We start from the raw sequence: 17756 nt of genomic DNA on the forward strand, positions 1-17756 counted from the left end.
ATGAGCACCGTGACCAGCGACGCCGCTCCCAGCCTCGAGCGAGCCCAGTCGATCAGCCGCCGCATCCTCGCCAGCGCCTGGGCCATGCCGAGCTTTCGCGTCGGCCTGTTCGTCTTCCTGGCGCTGCTCCTCACCTCGGCGATCTATCCGGAATTGTCCTCGATCTCCGCCACCAAGATGGTGGTGAAGGACAAGTTCATTCCCCCGCTCTTCCTCGGCGACAAATGGACTTGGCTGCATCCGCTCGGCACCGACCAGCTCGGCCGCGACATGCTGCTGCGCTGCCTGATCGGCCTGCGCTATTCGCTGCTGATCGGCATCGTCACCGTTGCCCTCGTCTTCCTGATCGGCTGCGGCCTCGGCCTGCTCGCCGGTTTCAAGGGCGGCTGGTGGGACACCGTCATCATGCGCATCACCGACGCGCAGCTCTCGATCCCGATGATCATCCTGGCCATCACCATCCTGGGCGTGACCAAGCCGGAGGTGCACACCATCATCATCGTGCTGGCCCTGTCCGGCTGGCCGCTCTATGCTCGCGTCGCGCGCAGCGCCGCCGTCACCGAGCGCGGCAAGGAATATGTGCGCGGCCTGCGCGTGCTCGGCGCCGGCGACTGGCGCATCCTGCTGCTCTACGCGGCACCGAACATCCTGCCGCCGATCGCCTTCGTCGCCGTGCTGGACGTCGCCCGCATGATGATCTTCGAGGCGATCCTCGGCTTCCTCGGCCTCGGCATCCAGCCGCCGACACCGAGCTTCGGCTCGATCATTTCCGACAGCCGCAAATATCTCATCAATGCCTGGTGGATCGCCACCAGCCCCGGCGTGTTCCTGGCCCTGGCGCTGACATCGATCAACCTGATGGGATCCGCCCTCGAAAAGGCGCGCAACAAGATCTATGGAGGCGCCTGAGATGGACAATTCCCCGATCCTGGAAACCCGCCATCTCACCGTCGGTTCGCCGCGCGACGAGGCCCCGGTGCTCGACGACATCGCGCTCACTCTCCATACTGGCGAGATCCTCGGCATCTATGGCGAGAGCGGCGCCGGCAAGACGGTGCTGAGCCGCGCCCTCGCCAACTGGCTGCCCGAGAGCCTCGCCTATCGCCGCGGCTCGGTGCTGTTCGCGGGTAAAGACGTCACGACAGATTCCACCGGCAACAGTTTCATCATCGGCCGCGACATCGCCTATATCGGCTCCAAGCCCCAGAGCTCGCTCGACCCGACCCAGCCGGTCGGCGTGCAGATCTGCGAGAAGCTGCGCAGCGTGCGCCCGGCCTGGAGCCGGAAGGAGTGCCAGGAGCGCGTCGTCCAGCTGCTCAGCGAAGTACGTATCCCCTCCCCCAGGGAACGCTACTTCGAATATCCCTCCAAATTCTCCGGCGGCATGATGCAGCGCGCCATGATCGTCGACGCGATCTGCGCGGAACCGGCCGTGCTGATCGCCGACAACATCACCCAGCCGCTCGACGTCACCATCGCCGCCCAGATCGTGGCGCTGCTGCATGACCTGTGCCAGCGCCACAACATGGCAACCATCTATCTGTCAGCCTCGCTGGCGACGCTCGGCCAGTTCGGCGGCCGCACGGCCGTGCTGCATCAGGGTCGCCTGGTGGAGGAACAGCCTTTCGCCGAGCTGATGCAGGCACCCGGCGACGACTACACCCGCCGTGCCATCGCCAGCGTGCCCCGGATCTGGTCGACACGCGAGCAGCCGGTCTCGCGCCGAAACGACAGTGACGCGCCGCTGATGCGGGTGGCCGAGGCCCATCGCACCTATCTTGCCCGCAAGCGCGGCACCTTCAACACCTATCGCCACATCCAGGCGGTGCGCGGCGTCAGCTTCGACATCCTGCCGCGCGAGAATTTCGGCATCGTCGGCGAATCCGGCTGCGGCAAGTCGACCCTGACCCGCCTGCTTGCCTGGCTGGAGGCGCCGGACCAGGGTGACATCATCCTCGGCGGCGTCTCGCTGCGTACGCTCTCCTCCCAGCAATTGCTGGCCAAGCGCGGCGAGTTCCAGCTCCTGCTGCAGGATCCCTACAACGCCCTGCCGCCACGCACGACCGTGGGGCGAATGATCGAGGAGAGCCTGCTGATCCGCGGCAGCCATTCCGGCAAGGCCCTGCGCGAGCGCGTCATCGCCGCCATGCAGGAGGTCGGCCTGTCGCCCCGGCTCTATGACGAATTGCCGAACGCCCTCTCCACCGGCGAGCGCCAACGCATCTCGATCGCCCGTGCCCTGGTGCTCTCGCCCAAGCTCTTGATCCTCGACGAGACCCTGTCCGCCCTCGACCAGCGCGAACAGGCCAAGCTCATCGAGCTGTTCTCCAGCCTGCAGGAGAAGAACGATCTCACCTATGTCTTCATCTCCCATGACCTCGCCATGGTCCGGAAGGTGTGCACCCGCATAGCCGTGATGTATCTGGGCGAGATGGTCGAGATCGCCGACAACCACGATCTCTTCTTCGAGCCACAGCATCCCTACACCAAGGCCTTGCTCTCGGCTGCGCCGACCTTGGAGGAAAAGCCCTTCGACCCGCAGGACTACCTGCTCGAAGGCGAACCGCCGAGCCCCATCGACATCCCACCCGGCTGCAGCTTCGCCTCCCGCTGCCCCAAGGTTTTCGCGCGCTGCCGCACCGAGACGCCGGCATTGAAGGAACATCGCCCGGGCAGCTTTGCCGCCTGCCATCTGCTCGACGTAGGGGCAGATGAGAAGTCGGCGGCGGCTTGAGTGGGTCGAACGGTTTAGAATAAAGCGCAAAAAAGCCTTCTCCACGAAGTGGGGAAGGTGGCCCGGCGAAGCCGGGTCGGATGGGGTGTGGCGGGCAACGCTCTATTCTTCGAAAGCTGGCACGACGGTCGTGCCATCGCGTTGCACCCAGAGCGCTGCCCGCCACACCCCATCCGTCATTTCTTCGAAATGACACCTTCCCCACTTCGTGGAGAAGGCTGGTCGCGTTTCATCTGGCTTGGTTGACACACGCCGCCTTGATGCGGTCGACCGCCAATTGCAATGAACCGATCACCAGATCGTCCGGCAGGCGTAAGACACGCCATCCCTGGCTTTCCAGCCATGCCTGGCGTTCCCGATCATAAACCGCCGCTTCCTCATTCTCATGGGTACGGCCATCGACCTCGATGACCAGAGCGACCTCATGAGCAGCAAAATCCACGACATAGGGACCTATCGGCACCTGTCGGCGGAATTTGACACCGAGACCGCCGCCCCGCAGTTCCCACCACAGCATGCTCTCCGACCTGGTCATCAGCCGCCGGCGTTCTCGCGCGAATTTGCGGCTGGATTGTCGATAGGGACGCGGATCCTCCATGAAGGAAGCATGAGGCGGCAACGGCCGGGTTTCAAGTACCCCAGTCCCCTACTCCTCCGTCACCATGCGCCAGAGCACTTCCGTGAGCACCGCCAGCCCCTTCTCCAGCGAAGCCCCGTCGGTGAATTCGGCGGGGTTGTGGCTGAGGCCGTCCCGGCTCGGCACGAAGATCAGCGACGCCGGCATACGCTTGTTGAGGGCCAGCGCATCATGGCCGGCGATCGTCTTCATTTCCATCGAAGACAGCTCCAACTCTCTGGCGACCGCAGCGGTCAATGCCACGCCATGCGGATCGAGGGTTGCCGTGCCGCGCTGCTCGTCGACCGCGACTTCGATGTCGACACCCAGAGGCGCTATCGCAGCCCGTGCCTCGGCCAGAAAAGCATCGCCGAGGGCAAGTGCCACAGCCGCATCCTCATGGCGAAACTCGAACCAGACCTGCACGCGGCTCGGCGTCACATTGGGCGAATTGGGATCGACGGTGATGCGGGCCGCCGAAGCATGGGCACCGCTGCCGCTCGCCTCGATCAACTGGTGATGCAGATCGATCGCCCTGGCGGCCGCTCGCAGCGCATCCCGGCGGCGAGCCATACGGGTCGGCCCGGTATGGGAGGGCTCGCCAAGGAAGACCAGCGACAGCTTGCGGGCCGCCCAGCAGCCGGTGACGACGCCGATCTCGGCGCCTTCTTCCTCCAGGAGCGGCCCCTGCTCGACATGAAGCTCGACATAGCGGCTTACCTCCAGGGGCAGGTCCCCCGTGCCGCGATAGCCGATGCCGGCCAGCGCCTCCCCCAGGGTGACGCCGGCGCCGTCAGCAAGAGCGAGGGCAGCGTCGAGCGCCAGCGTACCGGCGAAGACCGAACTGCCGGTCAGGCTCGGCTGGAAACGGGCGCCCTCCTCGTTCGTCCAGTTGGCGACAACCAGATTGCGCCTGGCCTTGCCCGGTTCGGCCGCCGCGCGCGCGGCAACCGCTTCCACCGCCAGCAGGCCCGCCAGGACGCCATAGACGCCGTCATAGCGCCCGCCGGTCGGCTGGCTGTCGAGATGGGAACCGACCATCACCGCCTCCTGCGACGACGGCGCCAGGGGAGCAATGCCGAACATGTTGCCGATGGGATCGACATGCAGGTCGAGTTGGCGGCTGATGATCTCGGCGGCAAGGCGCACCCGCGCGCCCCCATCTTCAGGCGTTCCGGTGAGACGGCAGACCCCACCATCCGGCGTGGCGCCGATCTTTGCAAAGATCTGCAGCAGGCGTTTCAATGTCGAACTCATGCGCGCCTCATGCCCGGGGCTGGAGCGGCCAATCCATGGTGATCGGCCTGAGGTCCTCCAGCGCCTTGGTCACCTGCAGGACGCCGAGATCGTCGCAGCGATGGCCAATGATCTGGATGCCGATCGGCAGATGCCGATCGTCGAAGGCGGTGCAGACGGTGGAGGCCGGCTGGCCCGTCTGGTTGAAGAGAGCCGTGAACACGGTGTGCGCCAGCGGTACCTCGCGCGAGACGCCCGGCTCCTCGGCGGGGAAATTCACCACGGGCAGGGTCGGGGCGATCACATAGTCCCAGCCCTCGAAGGCCGCGAGCAGGGCTGCCTTCATCTTCGTGATGGCGCCGAGGCTGCGGAAAAGATCCTCGCCCGAATGCGAAGCCCCCTGCAGGGCCCAATCCCGCACATAGTGGTTGATGCCGTTGCCGTCATGCGGCGGCAAATCGCTATACTCGACGAAGCCCCGAACCTGCAGATAGAGGTCGATGGGCGCATAGGCGTCCTGATCGAGCGGTGAGACGAAGGGCTCGACGATTGCCCCTGCTCCTTCCAGCAGCCGGCCTGCGGCCTCCACGGCGGCCTGCACGGCGGGCTCCGGCTTCGGCCCGAACCCCATATCGGTGAGGACGCCGATGCGCAGCCCCTTGAGGTCGCGCTCAAGATGCCGGTGATATTGCATACCGTCCCCCGGAAAGCTCCAGGTGTCGCGCTCGTCGGGGCGCGTCAGCACGCTCAACATGCGGGCGATATCCTCGACGCGCCGTCCCATCGGGCCGGCCATGCGCATGGTATCGGGCGGCAGATGCGGCACCCGGCCATGGCTCGGCTTGAGCGAGGCGAGCCCGCAATGGGCCGCAGGCAGGCGCACCGAGCCGGCAATGTCGGTGCCGACCGATAGAAACCCCATGCCGGCAGCGACGGAGGCGCCGGCGCCGGCCGAGGAGCCTCCGGTGTTCCAGGACAGGCCCCAGGGATTGCGGGTGATGCCATGCAGCGAACTGATGCCGGATGCCATCAGCCCGCAATCGGGCATGGTCGTCTTGGCGAAGATGGGGGCCCCGGTCTCCATGAGAGCGAGGGCCGGCGGCGAATTGTAGGTAGAGGCCGGCTGGTCGCGATTGGCGGCGATGCCGTGGGTATAGGGCCAGCCCACCATGGCGACGCTGTCCTTGACGGTGACCGGGATGCCGTCGAGCACGCCGGCCGGCGTGCCGGCCCGGTAGCGGGCCTCGGAGGCCCGGGCCGTGGCGAGCGCCTCGTCCGGCCGCAGGCAGAACAATGCGTTCACCGCGACATTGGTCGCCTCGGCGTGTTCGATCACCGTGCGCGTGACCTCGACCGGGGATAGCTCCCCTGCCGCATAGGCGTCGACGATCTCACCGACACTCATGGCGACAAGGCTGGTGATGGACATGGAAGGCTCCCTGTTCCGGCGCGGATTCGAGCGCCGGTGATATCGCCGACCTAACGGGTTTTGCCGAAGCTCGGGTAGGGGCGCGGTCTGCCGGACAAGAAATCATGGAGCATCAGGCATCCTCACCGCAGCCTTTCGCGGCAAAGATAGGCTCGGGGCACTGGCCTGCGCCATCGCCTCCAAAATCACCATCGCTAGGGCAAAATGCGTCAAACGAAACGCTCCTGCTCTAGCTCCATGTTTCGACATGCCTTTGCGATTCCAGGCGATTTCGCAAAGGTCTTGGCGATATCGCAAAGGTTCCGGGGGACCGACGACGGAATGAGCATGTTCGAGGAGGAGCGGGCACGGGTAGAATCCCATGTCCGGCAGCTGCCCGGCTGGGCAGCGCGTACGATCACGACGGAGCCCGCCATACCGGTGCTTGCCTCACCGAGCTGGCGGGGTGTCGACGGTTCACCCTGGCGGGTGCGCGACAAGGCGAGCGGCGAGAGCCTGTTCGTCAAGCTCATGCATCCCGACGCCGCCTTCTATATCGACGTCGCCTGCGCCTTCCAGGCGGCGCGGCGGGCCTCGGAACTCGGCATCGGCCCCCATGTCCATGTGGCGGATGAGAATGCCGGAGCCCTGGTGATGGAGGATCTCGACGCCGGCTGGCGTACCGCCACCCTGGAGCGCCTGCTCGATCAGGACGTCGTCGATCGCGTTCTAGCCGCACGCCGACGTTTCCAGGAAGGTCCGGCGCTTTCCCGAACCAGCAGCGTATTCGACGAGATCGAACGCTTCCATCGCGATACCCGCGCGGCCAAAGGCCAATTGCCTGCCGATGCGGACTGGCTGCTGGCGGAACTACGCTATGCCGGGGCAGCGCTGGCGCCAGGCCGAAAGGCGCCGGTGCCCAGCCATGGCGACGGCAATGTCTCGAATATCATGATCAGCGAGGCCGGCGAGATCCGTCTGGTCGACTGGGATCGCGCCGGGAACGCCGATCCGCTCGAAGATATGGGCAGCTTCCTCGCCGAAGCCTTCGACCAGGAGCCGGAGGCACGCGACGCCTTCGCCCGCACACAGGGAGGCTTCGAAGAGGCCGCCTACAACCGCGCCTGGCTCTATGGCGTGGCGGACGACCTGCGCTGGGGCCTGATCGGTACATTGGTGGCCGCCCGCTCGCCGCGAAACACCCTGGAATTTCATAAATTCGCCAGCTGGCGCCTGGTGCGCTGCCGGATGGCCGTGCACTCGCCGCGTTTCGGCGAAGCGCTGCGGAGGATCTGATGTCGGTCAAGAAACGTCTCGGCGAGGCCGCCAGCGAAGCCGAACACCGCCTGGAACAGGCGGTCGCCAGGGTGCCGTCCTGGCAGGGCCGCAACATCAACTACACGGCTCTCGTCGGCGGGTTGATGAACCAGAACTGGGTTGCCGAGGTCGAAGGCGATACCAGGCGTTACTTCATCAAGGTGCCCGGCGCGGGCTCGGAAATGTTCATCGACCGCGTCGCCGCCAACGAAGCCGCCCGCAACGCCCATGCCATCGACGTGGCGCCGGAAGTAGTATTCTTCGATGCGGCCGACGGCCTGGAGATCAGCGAATTCCTCGACGGCTACCGGGCCTGCACCAATGCCGATTTCTCCGATCCCGCCATCCAGGTTGACGTGCTCGGCATCTATCGCCGCCTGCATGCCAGCCCGGCGCTCGGCCTGACCAAGACCATCTTCGACATGATCGAGGAGCATATCGAGCAGGGCCGCGAACTCGGCGCGCATTTCCCGCCGGCCATGCCGTGGATCGAGCATCGCTATCGCCAGGCCAAGGCTGCCTTCCTGGCCTCCGGCCTCGATCTCGTGCCCTGCTTCAACGATCCCATGCCCGGCAACTTCCTGATCAGTGCCGATGGCGCCCCCAATTCGAGGCCGATGAAACTGATCGACTACGAGTTCGCCTCCAACAATGAACGGGCCTACGAGCTCGGCGTGCTATTCGCCGAGATGTTCTACGACGAGCGAAAGACCCTGGAACTGATCGAGGAATATTGCGGTTCCGTCCGGCCCGACATGGTCGCCCGCGTCATGCTCAACCGGGCCCTGGCCGATGTGAAATGGGCGAGCTGGGCGGTGGTCAACCGCAAGCTCAACAGCTGGGATTTCGACTACCAGAAATATGGCGTGTGGAAATATATGCGCGCCCGCCAGGTGATGTACGACCCGCGCTGGGAAAGCTGGCTGCGGCAGATTTGAGTTTGCTTCCGGGTGCGCGGACGTCTCGTCCGCTCTTGAGACGCACCGCGCTTGAGATAGGGAAGGTGCGGACGAGACGTCCGCGCACCCGGAACTGCTATCAGGGCGAAGCCTGCAGAGTATGGGCCGTAAAGCCGCGGCGCGGCAAGCGTTCCTGCGTCTCCACCGCCGGCAGCGGCATCTTCAGCTCAGGCGTCTCCTGCGCGGAACGACGGGCATCGCGCGGCGCCATGCTGAACTGGCGGCTGAAGCTGCGGGAGAAATGCGAGACGTTCTTGAAGCCGACCTGATAGGCGATCTCCGAGACCGTGAGGCGTCCCCCCGGATCGGCCACGAGCAGTTCATAGGCCCGCTGCAGGCGCCTGAGCTGCATGAACTGGCTCACAGTGGTGTCGTCGTCGTTGAACAGGCTGTAGAGATAGCTCAGCGAGATCCTGCTGCTGGCGGCGATCTTGCGGGGCGTCAGCTCCTGGTCGCCGAGATTCTTCTCGATGAACTCGAAGATGCGCCGGCGCAGATGGTAGCGCGCATTGCGGACATCGACGGTCGAACCGCGGTCCTCCGCGCCGATGGCGAGGGCTACGAAACTGAAGATCTCGGTGGCGAGCGCTTCGGGATTGGGCGGCGGGCAATCGACGAAGACCTCGGCGACGCTGCGCAGCAGATCCACCATGAGGCGCGTCATCTGCACATTGGCACCGAAGCGGCGGCCGATGTGGTCGTCGACCGATGTCAGCCGTCCCCGCAATTCCAGCACGGGAATGCGCAGGATCATGAGCGCGGTATTCGCCTGCGCGGCGAATTCGTGAAACTCCATCTGGCTGAGCAGTACATATTCTCCTGCCCCGACACTGCCCGTACGACCGGCCTGCGCATAGTGCAGCCTCCCGCTCAAGGGAACCAGGAGCATGTAGCAGGCCTCGCTTGCGCCTTTGGCCGGCTCGCAGTGACTGACCCGCTCTCCCTCGGCCTGCGTGATTTCCAACGTGAGCCGGCCGATATGGATCGGCCGTGATGCCGCGGGTCGCGTGCGGATGGCAGGATGATGCATGAGGTGGCCCCGTTCCGTCTGTCTGGATGATGTTCGGTCTTGTTATGACTGGCCGGCAATCTGGTGATGACCGGGCCTGTCAGCGGCTCTGCGGCCACCTGGCGTGGAGGGTCAGCGTGTCCCCTCCCCGGTATTCTCGCTTCGCGGACCGGCGACGATCACCTCGGTGCCGGCCTCCTTGAGGCCACCGGCGAGCGAGCCTTGCGGCTGCCGATCGGTGACCAGGCGGTCGATCGCATCCCAGCGCGAGCAGATGGCGACCGCGAGCTGATCGAATTTGGCGTGATCGGCCACCACGATCGCCTCGGCCGCACGCTGGACCATGGCGGCGTAGACGGCGCCGGCTTCCTCGTCGGCATCATAGATGCCGCGGGCGCCCAAGCCCGTGGCCCCGACGATGGCGCGATTGGCCTCGTAGCCATTGATGCTGGCGATGGTCTGCGATCCCAACAGATAGCCTTCGCTGGCGTGGAGGCGGCCGGCACAGAACAGCACGCGGATGGTCGGATTGGTGCCGAGCGCCATTGCGGCGGCGAAGTCATGGGTGATGACGGTGATGTCGCGGTTGCGCGCGGCCAGGAAGCGGGCAACGTGATAGGTGGTGGTGCCGCCGCCCAGCATCAGCACTTCCTTGGGCAGGATCATGGCCGAGACGGCTGCGGCGATGGCCTCGCGCTCGGCAATCATCACATGGCGACGATCGCTGCGCGAGGGTTCGTGGGCGAAGGGCCGGGAAGCACCGCCATAGGTGCGGTTGATCAGGCCCTGTTCATGCAGTTCGAGCAGGTCGCGCCGGATGGTCTCGCCGGAGACACCGAGGGCAGCGGCAAGTTCCGAGGCCCTCAAGGTCGGCGCAGCGGAAAGCTGGGCGATGATGCGTTGCTGGCGCACTTCCTTGGAAAGCCGGTCCCGCTCCTGGTTCGGCTGAGCCGAGCGGGGATATCTGTCTTCCTTCTCCGCGGACGGCGCATCGCTTGCCATCGATAACCCCACCAATTGGCGTCGCTGCTGGAAAGGGGACTTGGCGTCCTCTTCCATGATCTTGTTCCGATAAATGTGGAATGTCCACAAAAAATGCGGAACTTTCCTCACATCCACATAATACCGCCCTCCCGCAACCGCTTGCTTTCTTGACCAAATGGATAAAATCCATGTCGGTTTTCATATAGTTTTCTGGGCACAGAGGAACGGGATGTCGATATTCTTCAAATTGTGTGCTGAGCGTGTTTGACGATTGTGGAACCTCACACACAATTCGATGGTGGTTGCAAAGTTGCGCATCTCCTTGGCGAGATGCCGGCCAGCCCGTCGAAACCCGTCCGGACCCTGCCATGCAGATCGAGAAGGAAATCCTCGCCCTCAACGCCTATGACCCGCAGGCGGCCGAACCGAGCGACGAGCAGACGCGCCGCGCCGTGGAGCGGCGCCTGGGTGCTTTCGGGCGCAGTGCCGTGCTGTTCTATCGCGAGCCCATCGAGGCGGTGAGCGCCGAGGGCGTGTGGATCCAGGGGGCGGATGGCAGGCGCTATCTCGACGTCTACAACAATGTGCCATCGGTAGGGCATTGCCATCCGCGCGTGGTCGAGGCGATCCGGCGCCAGGTCGGCACGCTGAACATCCACACGCGCTATCTCAATGCGGTCGTCGACAGCTATGCCGAGCGCCTGCTGGCGACCATGCCCGCCTCCATCGGCAATGTGGTTCTCACCTGCACCGGCAGCGAGGCCAACGACCTGGCCTTGCGCGTCGCTCAGGCAGCCAGCGGCGGCACGGGTTTCATCGTCTCCGAGATGGCCTATCACGGCAACACGGCGGCGGTGACCGACATCTCGCCGTCGTCGCGCCCCGGCCGGCCGCTCGCGCAGCATGTACGCACCGTCCCTGCTCCGGACAGCTATCGCAAGCCGGACGAGCATCCCGGCGAGGCCATGGCTGCCGCCGTGACCGCGGCAATCGCGGACATGGCGGACAAGGGCATCCGCTTTGCCGGCATGATCGCCGACACCATCTTCTCGAGCGATGGCGTTCATGCCGATCCGCCCGGCCTGCTGGCACCGGTCATCGCCGCCGTACACGCCGAGGGCGGCCTCTTCATCGCCGACGAAGTCCAGCCGGGTTTCGGGCGCACCGGCGATGCTCTCTGGGGCTTTCAGCGTCACGGCATCGTCCCGGACATCGTCACCATGGGCAAGCCGATGGGCAACGGTTTCCCCATGGGCGGCATGGCGCTGAGCCCGGACCTGCTCACCGCCTTCAACGCGCGCGACAAATATTTCAACACCTTCGGCGGCAATCCCGTAGCCGCCGCCGCCGGCCTTGCCGTGCTCGACGTTATCAGCGACGAAGGTTTGATCGAGAATGCCCGCGATGTCGGCCGCTATCTGCGCGACAGCCTGCGGGAGATCGCCAATCGCCATCTTGCCATCGGCGAAGTGCGCGGCGCGGGCCTGTTCATCGGCCTGGAATTCGTCACCGACCGCGAAAGCAAGACACCGGCGCCGGAAACGGCCAGCGCCATGATCAACGGGCTGCGCGAGCGCGGTGTCCTGATCGGCGCCGCCGGCGCCTATGGCAACACTTTGAAGATCCGCCCGCCCCTCTGCTTCGCCCGGGAGCATGCCGACGCCTTCGTCGACCATTGTGACGCCGTGCTGCGCCGGATCCAAGGCTAGAAAAGCGATTTCGCGGCCCTATCGGTGGGCCGGATCGGCACAAAACCGGCCTGCAAGGACTCGCAGGCAGCCTTAGAGCATCGCGCCGAAAAGTGGGTACCGGTTTTCGGCAAAAAAGATGCGGCAACAAGGAATTACAGCATCGAGCCTGATTCAGAAATCAGGTTCGATGCTGTAGGCCTCACTTACTCCACACCGGGGTGATCACATTTGTGCAGCCACGGTTGAGTAGGAGCGAGTCATGCATAGTTCGTCTCTCGTCACGATCTTGTCGTTGTCGCTTGCGGCAGCGACATCGGCATCTGCCCAGATGCTCGGCGAGAAATACACGCGATATCCCGACCAGCCTGCCTGCACGCTTTTCGTCTCCCTCGACAAGATCAAGGCAGGGCGTCCGCTTCCCTCCGATTGCATCAAGCTGCGGCGATTCCAGAAGGTGACCTATCAGCGCAATGTCGGCGGTTACGAAGTCGTCGATGTCGGCGGTCGCATCTATTTCACCTTCGGAAACTGCAATTATGCCGGCAATACCAGCCCTTCTAAGAGTTGCTTCACCTTCAGGTCCAACGCCGCGGACATGAAAGCCGACGACGTCAAATCCGCCGAACGCAAGGCCGCTGACACCAAGCGGCGGCTGGACAAATGCCTGAGACAGGAAGCGCCGGCTCGCCCCGGCGAGCGGAAGGCTGGACCTCAAAGCTGCACGCCGCTCGCTGCAACCTACAGGAACGACAAGATGAATCTGGATCGAATTCGCGCCCAATAGATTGTGTGCTGCACATGCCGCCCGGCGCTGTAGGATGGATGCGGTTCTTTTCGGACACAGGAGGCTTCGATTATTGAAGATCCCATTGCGCGCCTGCGGCTGCGGTTCGTCGAACGCGCGCAAGGGCAACTCGCCGCCCTGAAGACGCTTGCCGGAGATCCAATGCCGATTCCTCCGGAAAAACATGCGGATCTGGTCAAGATCGTGCATTCGCTGTCAGGCGCCGCTGGCACTTTCGGGTTTCCCGAAGTAAGCCGCTGCGCATTCGAGCTCGAAACGGCCCTTACGGCACCCGAGGGCACGGATCCGGCCGCCGCTCACCGGCTGCTCGCCCGGCTTATCGCCGAGCTCGAAGGTGCCTTGGCCTGACGGGTGCCGCAAAGCGCTATTTGCGTGCCCCCGACAAGCCAGTCCTGGTCATCTCGCCCCAGTTCTGGTCGGCGCGCAGATATTGCCACCACCCCTTGATGCGCCAGAAATTGTTGAGCTGGCGGTAGCCGAAATTCTCGACCACGGCGGCCAGGGTCAGGATGGCGAGGTCACGCGCTCGCGGAAAACGCTGCAGTTCCATTTCCTCCAGCACCAGAGATCCGACGCTGACGCAGACGCCATAGACGAAGACCAGCGCGGCGAAAGCCAGCATATAGGGCGTGGAGAGGAAGCCGAGGAACCAGCTTACCGGAATCAGGACATAGCCCAGCACCTCGGCGATCGGCCCGAGCACGTCGACCACCAGGATGTGACCGAGGCCAAGGAAGCCTACGCGGCCATAACGCGGCCTGAACAGCATCGAGCGATAGCGAAAGAAACATTCGAGCGCGCCACGTTGCCAGCGCGAACGCTGCCGCCCGAGAACGCCGAGCGTCTCCGGTGCCTCAGTCCAACATACCGGTTCGGGAATGAACTGGATGCGGTAGGCCCGTCCGGCGTCGATCATGTGGCGATGTAGCTTGATGACGAGATCGAGATCCTCGCCCATCGAACCCTTGGTGAAGCCCCCGACGGCGACGACCTCGGCGCGGCGAAACACGCCGAAGGCACCGGAGACCAGCATCAGGGTGTTGATGCGGCTCCAGGCCAGCCGCGCCATCAGGAAGGCCCGCAGATATTCGACGATCTGGAACAGCGGCAGCCAGCGCGTAGGCAGGTTCACCTCCTGCACCCGGCCGCTTTCGATGCGCGAACCGTTGGCGATACGGATGGTTCCCCCCACCGCGATCACACGCTCCGGGTCTTCGATAAAGGGCTGAACGGCGCGCATCAGCGCATCCGGCTCCAGGATCGAGTCCCCGTCGATGACGCAGAAGACCGGAGCCCGGCAGACATTGATGCCGGCATTCTGCGCATCCGCCTTGCCGCCGTTCTCCTTGTCGACCACGAACAGCCTTTCGTTCATGGGCGAGGAGTAGAGGCCACGGATCGGCTTGTGCTTGAGGGCGTCTTCATGCGGCCGCTGGAACTTCACCAGCCGAAAGCCCTCGATCAGACGCTGCAATGTCTGGTCCTTGGAGCCGTCATTGACCACCACGACCTCGAAATTAGGATATTCGAGTGCCAGCATCGAATGGACGCTCTCGACGATGTTCATTTCCTCATTGTAGGCAGGCACGATCAGGGCAATCGGCGGCGCGATATCGGCATAGCGATGCCATAACAGGGCCGAGCGCGTAACGGGCGGCCGCCGCGAAAGCGCATAGGCGGCCACCAGGAGCTGCAGCAGATAGACCAGCGTCTGCATCAGGCCCAGCGCAATAATGAGCCAGGCGAGGATGCCCGCCCCTACGGTAGCGTAGTGAGACCAGTCCGACATCATGCAGGTCCTTCCGCGAGAACGAGCGAGGCCATGCGCTGGCGAAGGGAGGTCTCACCCGCGGCGACTTCGCGCAACCTGTCCTCGCCCAAGGGCGGGATACCCCGCATGGCCTTTGCAGCCGTATAGCTGACCATCCAGATCTCGTCGTCGAGGAGAGCGACCAGAGGCGCGACGAAATCCGGCAACCCCAGGCGACCGGCGGCTTCGGCGGCCTCAGCCCGGACGCTCCAGTCGCCATGGGTCATGGCCTCGGTGAGAACGGGTATGGCATCGGGATGCCCGAGCAATCCCAAGGCCCGGACAGCCGCAGCCGCGACATCGGGAATGGCCTCTCTGGCTGCCCGCTGGAAGAGGTCGTTGAGCCGGTGATCGCCTGTCCGCGCCAGCGCCTCGATCGCGGCAGACTTGACGAAGGCCGTGGTATCGGGACGGGCGATATGGGCCTTCAACTCGTCGAAACGATCGGCGGGCAGACGCCGGAACAAATCGACCAGGCGCCGCGAGCGCTGGCCGGTGAGGCCGATCTGGCGCAAGACGGTGTCGAGTGGAGGCAGTGCGCCGAGGTCGCAAAGAGCGATCGCAGCCGCAAAACGGACCTCCCGCGAGCGATCCCGTTCCAGGGCCATCTGCAGCGCGGCCGTCGTGTCGTTCCCCTTGAACTTGGCCAGCATCTCGGCGGCATGAATGCGTGCGGCAGCGTTGCCCTTGCGGAGCTGGCGACCTGCCTCGGCAGGCAGTCCGCACTCGGCGAAAAGCGCGATGACCGCATCATGCTCGTCTCCCCGCAACAAGGCCAGGAATTCGAAACCCGCATCCAGGGCCACGCGCGGCGGGACGCCGGCTATCACTCGCTTCAGCGCTTCGCGATCGCGGTCGTGGGAGAAGGTGATCAATGCCCTGAGCACGTTCTGGCGGGATTGTGCCTCTGCTGCCTTCCGGCGCTGCTTGAGCATGCGCCGAAGGATCAGGATGCCCATGACCAGGAGTGACAAGAGGCTCAGGACAATCGAAATGGACCATATCAGCCAGAGCATGATCAGAACCGGGTAGTCAGGCCAAGACCGAAGGTGTTGCGATCGAACGCTCGCCGCCTTTCATGGGCGAAGCTGGCCCGCAGCGTCAGGTCGTCGGTCAGATCATAGGCAGCCCCACCGAAGACGGAGCGGGTTGGCACCAGCGAGCCGTCGGAAATCTCGGGAGCATCGGCATAGCCCGCGAACAGCGACAATCGAGGCGTCACCACCACATCCGCCCGAAGCACATAGCCGTCGGCCCGGGTATCGGCATCATCGCGCGCATGGACCCAGCGGGCCGACAGGCCGAGACGGCCATCGAAGACATAACCCTGGATCCAGGGCGAAATCGTCGTCACCCGCGTGTCTGCGAAATCATCATAGCGGGCATCGACATTGAGAAACAGCGGGCCGACGCCATTCGTGCGGGAAACCGCCTGCCAGGAAGCACCGGCGCCGACGGAATAGCGGGCCAGGAAATCCGCGCTCGGTGTCGCGGCCACCAAGGCATAGGCCGAAAACCGGGAGGAGAAAGCATGGTCGATACGTCCTTCGACCTGTACGTCCGTCTGTCCGAAACGCGTGGCGAGGCGGGCCTTGCCCGATAAGGTGGTGCTGGGCGTCAGGCGGTAGGACAGGCCGACGATGCTGTCCGTCCAGTTTCCCTGGCCCGCTGTCAAGGCGCTGACCTCGCTGCCGATGTCGAAACGCCATTTGCGAGGCGGCGGCACGGCCAGCCTCTGCGCGATATCCTGCGAATTGGGCTCGATGGCCAAAGCCTGGCGATAGGCCTGCCGCGCCGCATCGTCATCGCCCTCTGCCCGGCTGATATCGCCAAGCCCCACCAGAGCCTCGCCGTTGCGAGGCTCCCGCGCCAGGACCTGGCGGTAGGCCTGGGCAGCGCGAACATGGTCGCCCTCAAGCATGGCGATCCGCCCCTCGAGGACAAGGGCTTCCGAATTGCCGGGTGCCTCGGTCAGAATGGCGTCGATACGGGCCCTGGCAAGCGCGACGTCGCCTTGCCAGAGGGCGAGCCGCACCTTGCCGAGCCTGGCGTCCAGCAAAGAGGACTTGATCCGCAGAGCCTCATCGAAAAAACGGTCCGCTTCGCCGAATTTCTGCTGGAAGCCCGCGACCAGGCCGAGTGCCACCAACACGTCCGTATTGCGCGGTGCCCGCTTGAGGGCCTCGCGGTAGATCTGCTCGGCCTGGGCAAAACGCCCCGCATTTCTGAGCTTCCGGCCCTTCTCCAGCAAGGCCGCAACGGGGTCCGGGCGAGGCTTGGATGGGAGAGGCTTGGACGGGTGAGAAGCCTTGGCGGGGCTGGGTTTTACGGGTCTGGCGGTCGTCACCTGCTTCTTCGCCGCCTGCGCCTTGCGGAGATTGGCGAGGAGCTGGGCAAAATCGCCATTATCGGGATGCTCTTTCGCAAGCGATTCGATGAGCCCGAGCGCCGCATCCAAATTCCCGGAGCGGAACTCGATTTCCGCGAGCCCGAACTTGGCATCCGCATAGGCGGGCGCGAGAGTGAGCGTCTTGGAGAAGGATTCACGAGCAGCGGCGAGATCGTTACGGCCAAGCTCGACGAAGCCCAGTTGCACGAGAGCATCGGTGTTATCGGGCTTTTGCGCCAATACACGCTTGAACAGGTCGGCGGCCTCGTCGAAATGCTGCTGCTGGCGGGCCTTCACGCCGGACGCATAGAGCTCGTCGGGCGTCTGGGCCGACGCGACCTGCCCCAGCGCCAGAAGGAGCGTCAATGCGACGGCGCCCGCCCGCCCCTTCATCCGCGCCTGCCCTGCCGCCGTGAAACCAGGCGTGCCAGCCGCGCCAACAATTCCTCCGGAATGAAGGGCTTGACCAGATAGTCGTCTGCACCTTTCTCCAGTGCCGAAACGATATCCTTTTCTCCCTTGCGGGCCGTCAGCATCACGACGGGAATCGCGGACAGGTCGGGATCGTTCTTGATGCGGGCCAGAACCTCGAATCCGTCCGATTTCGGCATCATGGCATCGAGCACGACGATATCCGGCCGCTCCCCGCCCACCCGGGAAAGCGCTTCCGCACCATCGACCGCCTTGACGACGTCATAGCCCTTTGCCTGCAGCCGAAACTCCATGAGCTCCAGCAGCAGGGGATCATCGTCGCAGATCAGGACCTTTGTCTTTGCAGCACTCACTTGGACTATCCCA

16 protein-coding genes are annotated in these 17756 nt (G+C 64.5%); 7 read left to right on the forward strand and 9 right to left on the reverse strand.

Annotation, left to right across the window (positions count from 1 at the left end; genetic code table 11):
• Together U1R88_RS27000 and U1R88_RS27005 are read left to right on the forward strand one after the other, a co-directional pair.
• Positions 1-909 carry an ABC transporter permease gene (locus tag U1R88_RS27000; RefSeq protein ID WP_322434044.1) on the forward strand — a complete coding sequence of 303 codons (909 nt, stop codon included), beginning with the start codon at positions 1-3 and terminating at the stop codon, positions 907-909.
• A 1-nt stretch (position 910) separates the two neighbouring features.
• Entirely contained in the window at positions 911-2734 is a 1824-nt protein-coding gene (locus tag U1R88_RS27005; RefSeq protein ID WP_322434045.1) for an ABC transporter ATP-binding protein, read from the forward strand.
• 229 nt (positions 2735-2963) lie between these two features.
• Here the strand turns inward: U1R88_RS27005 and U1R88_RS27010 are convergent, their stop codons facing one another.
• The 3 genes from U1R88_RS27010 to U1R88_RS27020 are packed head-to-tail and all read right to left on the reverse strand — an operon-like array spanning position 2964 to position 6015.
• Complete coding sequence (locus tag U1R88_RS27010) at positions 2964-3332, reverse strand: endonuclease domain-containing protein (protein WP_322434046.1); 369 nt, start codon at positions 3330-3332, stop codon at positions 2964-2966.
• A 48-nt stretch (positions 3333-3380) separates the two neighbouring features.
• Positions 3381-4607 carry an allantoate amidohydrolase gene (locus U1R88_RS27015; RefSeq protein WP_322434047.1) on the reverse strand — a complete coding sequence of 409 codons (1227 nt, stop codon included), beginning with the start codon at positions 4605-4607 and terminating at the stop codon, positions 3381-3383.
• Positions 4608-4614: 7 nt separating this feature from the next.
• Positions 4615-6015 carry an amidase gene (locus tag U1R88_RS27020; RefSeq protein WP_322434048.1) on the reverse strand — a complete coding sequence of 467 codons (1401 nt, stop codon included), beginning with the start codon at positions 6013-6015 and terminating at the stop codon, positions 4615-4617.
• Positions 6016-6336: 321 nt separating this feature from the next.
• Here U1R88_RS27020 and U1R88_RS27025 point away from each other — a divergent pair, with 321 nt between their 5' ends.
• Both U1R88_RS27025 and U1R88_RS27030 read left to right on the forward strand, forming a co-directional pair.
• Complete coding sequence (locus U1R88_RS27025; protein ID WP_068281386.1) at positions 6337-7290, forward strand: phosphotransferase; 954 nt, start codon at positions 6337-6339, stop codon at positions 7288-7290.
• Positions 7290-8249, forward strand: coding sequence for a phosphotransferase (locus U1R88_RS27030; RefSeq protein WP_322434049.1), 960 nt, complete (start codon positions 7290-7292; stop codon positions 8247-8249). The genes U1R88_RS27025 and U1R88_RS27030 overlap by 1 nt, the downstream gene beginning before the upstream one ends.
• A 100-nt stretch (positions 8250-8349) precedes the next feature.
• On the opposite strand, the gene U1R88_RS27035 is transcribed toward U1R88_RS27030, so the two are convergent.
• Entirely contained in the window at positions 8350-9300 is a 951-nt protein-coding gene (locus U1R88_RS27035; RefSeq protein WP_322434050.1) for a helix-turn-helix domain-containing protein, read from the reverse strand.
• A 111-nt stretch (positions 9301-9411) separates the two neighbouring features.
• On the reverse strand, positions 9412-10338 hold the full coding sequence (locus U1R88_RS27040; RefSeq protein WP_245314459.1) for a DeoR/GlpR family DNA-binding transcription regulator: 927 nt from the start codon (positions 10336-10338) through the stop codon (positions 9412-9414).
• Positions 10339-10631: 293 nt separating this feature from the next.
• On the opposite strand from U1R88_RS27040, the gene U1R88_RS27045 reads away from it, so the two are divergent.
• The 3 genes from U1R88_RS27045 (at position 10632) to U1R88_RS27055 (ending at position 13107) form a co-directional block, all read left to right on the forward strand.
• Positions 10632-11972 carry an aspartate aminotransferase family protein gene (locus tag U1R88_RS27045; RefSeq protein WP_322434051.1) on the forward strand — a complete coding sequence of 447 codons (1341 nt, stop codon included), beginning with the start codon at positions 10632-10634 and terminating at the stop codon, positions 11970-11972.
• A gap of 241 nt (positions 11973-12213) precedes the next feature.
• Positions 12214-12738, forward strand: a complete 525-nt coding sequence (locus tag U1R88_RS27050) for a hypothetical protein (RefSeq protein ID WP_322434052.1) — start codon at positions 12214-12216, stop codon at positions 12736-12738.
• A 99-nt stretch (positions 12739-12837) separates the two neighbouring features.
• On the forward strand, positions 12838-13107 hold the full coding sequence (locus tag U1R88_RS27055) for an Hpt domain-containing protein (RefSeq protein WP_322434097.1): 270 nt from the start codon (positions 12838-12840) through the stop codon (positions 13105-13107).
• A 16-nt stretch (positions 13108-13123) separates the two neighbouring features.
• On the opposite strand, the gene U1R88_RS27060 is transcribed toward U1R88_RS27055, so the two are convergent.
• From U1R88_RS27060 to U1R88_RS27075, 4 genes are read right to left on the reverse strand one after another with little or no spacing between them, the layout of a single operon-like run.
• Positions 13124-14551, reverse strand: a complete 1428-nt coding sequence (locus U1R88_RS27060) for a glycosyltransferase family 2 protein (protein ID WP_322434053.1) — start codon at positions 14549-14551, stop codon at positions 13124-13126.
• Entirely contained in the window at positions 14548-15543 is a 996-nt protein-coding gene (locus U1R88_RS27065; RefSeq protein WP_322434054.1) for a HEAT repeat domain-containing protein, read from the reverse strand. Before U1R88_RS27065 ends, U1R88_RS27060 begins: the two co-directional genes overlap by 4 nt.
• Before the next feature lie 44 nt (positions 15544-15587).
• Positions 15588-17351, reverse strand: a complete 1764-nt coding sequence (locus tag U1R88_RS27070; protein WP_322434055.1) for a YaiO family outer membrane beta-barrel protein — start codon at positions 17349-17351, stop codon at positions 15588-15590.
• Positions 17348-17743 carry a response regulator transcription factor gene (locus U1R88_RS27075; RefSeq protein WP_068281395.1) on the reverse strand — a complete coding sequence of 132 codons (396 nt, stop codon included), beginning with the start codon at positions 17741-17743 and terminating at the stop codon, positions 17348-17350. The genes U1R88_RS27070 and U1R88_RS27075 overlap by 4 nt, the downstream gene beginning before the upstream one ends.
• Between the last annotated feature and the right edge of the window lie 13 nt (positions 17744-17756).

Source organism: Labrys sedimenti (assembly GCF_034424805.1).
Lineage (GTDB): Bacteria > Pseudomonadota > Alphaproteobacteria > Rhizobiales > Labraceae > Labrys > Labrys sedimenti.